This is a genomic window from Pseudomonas sp. SIMBA_068, assembly GCF_046534705.1.
Lineage (GTDB): Bacteria > Pseudomonadota > Gammaproteobacteria > Pseudomonadales > Pseudomonadaceae > Aquipseudomonas > Aquipseudomonas putida.
Genome location: NZ_JAWRYI010000061.1, coordinates 1 through 451 on the forward strand (window position 1 = coordinate 1; position 451 = coordinate 451).

Here is a 451-nt window from a genome sequence, read left to right on the forward strand (position 1 = left end):
GCTGGATTGTATCAAACGTTGATAATGCAGAATTAAAAGCAATTGCAATTACACGTTTAGCGCGTATTCAAATTGCACAAACTAATTTTGACGATGCTTTAAACACACTAAATGCACCATTACCTGAAGCATTTAATGCAAACGTAGCAGAACTTAAAGGCGATATTTACGCTCAGCAAGGTAATAAAGAACAAGCACGTACTGCTTACCAAGCCGCGGTAGATGCAGGTGGGTTAACAGGCAACCCACTCTTACAAGTTAAGTTAGATGACCTAGCAGTAACTAGCCCAGCGGCATAAGGTTTTAGGTATGAAAAAATTAACGACCGCAACCCTTGCCCTATGTATGGCAACGCTAATGGGTTGTTCATCAAGTGATGAAGAAGACGAACTAGTCCTTCCAGAAATCGTCAATCAGTTTGAAACTGATGTGGTTTGGCAAGAGTCTGTAG

1 protein-coding gene is annotated in these 451 nt (G+C 41.0%); it reads left to right on the forward strand.

What is annotated here, in order from left to right; translation table 11 throughout:
• Positions 1 to 299: tetratricopeptide repeat protein (locus tag SB756_RS28145; protein WP_410912766.1), on the forward strand; the 299-nt coding region annotated here is incomplete at its 5' end.
• Positions 300 to 451 lie beyond the last annotated feature (152 nt).